This window comes from Streptomyces sp. NPDC029122 (assembly GCF_055569445.1).
The window spans coordinates 1-3,221 of sequence record NZ_JBVHWK010000063.1 but is presented as its reverse complement, the minus strand read 5'-3'; the positions used below and the strand labels follow the sequence as shown (position 1 = coordinate 3,221).

At 72.4% G+C, this 3,221-nt stretch carries 4 protein-coding genes; 3 read left to right on the top strand and 1 reads right to left on the bottom strand.

The annotated features are described in order from the left end of the window. Together ACZ4WZ_RS33865 and ACZ4WZ_RS33860 are read left to right on the top strand one after the other, a co-directional pair. Positions 1-95 (top strand): adenosylhomocysteinase (locus ACZ4WZ_RS33865; RefSeq protein WP_351857368.1); only part of this gene is annotated, 95 nt, incomplete at its 5' end. A 93-nt stretch (positions 96-188) separates the two neighbouring features. Next, the gene (locus tag ACZ4WZ_RS33860; protein ID WP_467896950.1) at positions 189-806 is read left to right on the top strand and encodes a hypothetical protein; all 618 of its coding nucleotides are present in this window, start codon (positions 189-191) and stop codon (positions 804-806) included. Here ACZ4WZ_RS33860 and ACZ4WZ_RS33855 read toward each other — a convergent pair whose 3' ends face one another. Next, entirely contained in the window at positions 807-1,706 is a 900-nt protein-coding gene (locus tag ACZ4WZ_RS33855) for an RDD family protein (protein WP_467896948.1), read from the bottom strand. A gap of 111 nt (positions 1,707-1,817) precedes the next feature. Here ACZ4WZ_RS33855 and ACZ4WZ_RS33850 point away from each other — a divergent pair, with 111 nt between their 5' ends. After that, positions 1,818-2,825, top strand: a complete 1,008-nt coding sequence (locus ACZ4WZ_RS33850; RefSeq protein WP_467896947.1) for a stage II sporulation protein M — start codon at positions 1,818-1,820, stop codon at positions 2,823-2,825. Positions 2,826-3,221 lie beyond the last annotated feature (396 nt).

Genomic DNA, 3,221 nt, shown 5'->3' with positions numbered 1-3,221 from the left:
TGGGCGTCAAGCTCACCACCCTGCGCCCGGAGCAGGCCGCGTACATCGGCGTCAAGGTCGAGGGCCCGTACAAGCCCGACCACTACCGCTACTGATCCACCGCTACCGATCCCAGCGGATCCGCAGCACTCCAGGCAGGCCCCCGGCACCCGCGCCGGGGGCCTGCCCCGTACCCGAGGACCACAGCCATGCCCCGCGGCCGCTACTCGCTCCACGACCCCCACGACCGCACCCCGCTCGGCGAGGAACACTTCCACTGCGCCCCCGGCCCCTCCGGCTGGCGCTACGTCGCCCAGCTGACCACCCCCGACGGGGGCCACCGCGGCTCACTGGACCTGGCCATCGACGCACTCGGCCGCCCCATCCGCCTGGAGGCGAACGCCGCGAGCTGGCAGGTCCGCGGCGCCGCCATCGACGGCGTCACCTGGGTCCGCACCGACCCCACCGGAGCCGAGGCCACCGAGGGCAACATCGCCGCCCCCGGCTTCACCGGCAGCTCCCCGGCCTTCCTCATCGCCACGGCCCGCCTGCTCCGCCTGAGCCCCGGAGCCCCCGCGACCCGGATCCGGCTCCTCGCCCTGACCGACCCGGTCCTGGCACCCCGCACCGTCGACCAGGCCTGGGCCCTGCTCTCACGCGCCGAGCACCCCACCGACAGCGGCCCCCTGGTGGTGGACGAGTACCAGCTCACCGCCCTCGACACGGGCGAGGTCCACACCGTGCACATCGCGGGGGACGTGGTCCTCTCGGCACCCGGCATCGAACTCGAACACCTGGAATCCTCGCCGTCCTCCTTCGAGGACTAGCTACGCGGGCGGAGCGAACCCGGTGCCGCGCGTAGGCGGCGCCACGGGGGCCACCGGCACCGGAGCGGGCACGGGCACGGGCACGGGAGCGGGCAACGGGGTCGCCACCGGGACGGCGGCCGGGGGCGCCGGGGCCACGGCCGCGGCCCGGCTCACCGCGAAGGCCCGCGCGGCATCCCGGGACTGCCGCTCGTGCACCACCGCCATCAGGAACGCGGCAGCCGGCACCCCGGCCGGCGGCGGCGTTCCCGTCCGGGCCACCACGTCGTCCGCGAGCCGCACGGCCATCGCGGCACCCGTGTGCGGGTCCAGCTGGTCCATCCGCGTCAGGTACTGCCGGATCGCCAGCCACAGCCCGTCCGGCACCGCCGACAGGTCCAGCGCGGCGAACCGCCCCGCCAGCCACGGCGGCGGCGCGGGCACCGGCATCACCCGAGCCCCCGGCACCCGCTCCCGGACCACCAGCGTCCCGGCGAACACGTCGCCCAGCCGCCGGCCCCGCTCCGACATCAGCGAGGCGATACAGGCGACCGCCCCGAACGTGAACAGCAGCTCCACGACCCCCATGGCCCCGCGCACCAGCGCGTGCCGGAACCGGATCGGCCCGCCGTCCTCCCGCACCACCCGCAGCCCGCACGCCAGCTTCCCCAGCGAGCGGCCGTGGCTCAGCGTCTCCACCGCGATCGGCACGCCGACCAGCACCAGCAGGAAGCTCGCCACCGTCACCGCGGCCTGCGCGGCTTCGTCGAGCCCGGCGGTCGCGTAGAGCAGCCCGACCAGCACCGCCACGTACCCGATGACGTACACGGCCAGGTCGAGCAGGATCGCCAGTGCCCGACTCGGCAGCCGCGCCGGCCGCAGACCCAGGACGACCGCGTCTCCCGTCACCAGATCACTCACCGAGCGCACCTTTCCCCGACCTGACCCGCCCCTGCGCACCCCAGTCTGCCAAGCTGACGACAGGAGAAGTAAGCCGTATCGGGTGGCCAGGGGCAGGGGAGCGGTAACGGGATGGATCTCGACGTCTTCGTGGCGGCCCACCAGACGGAGTGGGACCGCCTGGAGCAGCTCCTCGGCCGGGGCCGCCGGCTCACCGGGGCGGAGGCCGACGAGCTCGTCGCCCTCTACCAGCGCACCTCCACCCACCTCTCCCTGATCCAGTCGAGCGCCCCCGACCCGATGCTGACGGGCCGCCTCACCCAGCTCGTCGCCCGCGCCCGTTCCACCGTCACCGGCACCCGCCGCGCCGGCTGGCGCGACGCCGCGCGCTTCTTCACCGAGGGCTTCCCGGCCGCCGTCTACCGCAGTCGCCGCTGGTGGATACCCACCGCACTGCTCTCCACGGCCCTCGGCGTGCTCATCGGCTGGTGGATAGCCACCCACCCCGAAGTGCAGAGCGCCATCGCGGCCCCGGAGCACCTCAAGGAGCTGACGCGGCCGGGCGGCGAGTACGAGACGTACTACTCCAGCCACCCGGCGGCCTCCTTCGCCGCCCAGGTCTGGACGAACAACGCCCAAGCTGCCGCCATCTGCCTCGTCCTCGGCGCCTTCCTCGGGCTCCCGGTGCTCTGGATCCTCTTCCTGAACATGGCGAACCTCGGCGTCGGCCTCGGCCTGATGACCTCCGCCGGCCGCCTCGACGTCTTCCTCGGGCTGATCCTCCCGCACGGCCTCCTCGAACTGACGGCCGTCTTCGTCGCCGCCGGTACGGGCCTGCGCCTCGGCTGGACCGTCATCGACCCGGGGCCCCGCACCCGCCGCACGGCCCTCGCCGAACAGGGCCGTGCCGCCCTCGGCATGGCCATCGGCCTGGCCGCGGTCCTCTTCGTCTCCGGCCTGATCGAGGGCTTCGTGACCCCGTCGGGCCTTCCCACCTGGGCCCGCGTCACCATCGGCGTCCTCGCGGAGGCCGCGTTCCTCGTCTACGTCTACGTCCTGGGCGGCCGGGCCTCCCGCGCCGGCGAGGCGGGCGACGTGGAGGAGGCCGACCGCACGGCGACCCTCCCGACCGCGGCCTGATGTGCGTACAGGCGGGCTGAGCTGCTAGTCTCCTCGTCGTCCCGCAGACCGTTGACACGGCCGCTGTGGGGAGGTAGATTCGAACGGTTGCCTCGAACTGGACAAGTTCGGCAGCGATGGTTTAACATCTCTCTCGCCCCAAATGGAATTGAATTCCCGTGGGGCACAGCCGACTCCTGATTCAGGAAGCCGAAGCCCGGGAAATCCGGTGGAAAGCTTCTGATAGAGTCGGAACCGCCGGAAAGGGAAAGCGTGAAAGCGCAGAACCTTGAAAGCGCCGAGGAAATCGGACGCGAAAGAGTCTGATAGAGTCGGAAACGCAAGAACGAAGAATAGAACGAAAGCCCGGAGGAAAGCCCGCGAGGGTGAGTACAAAGGAAGCGTCCGTTCCTTGAG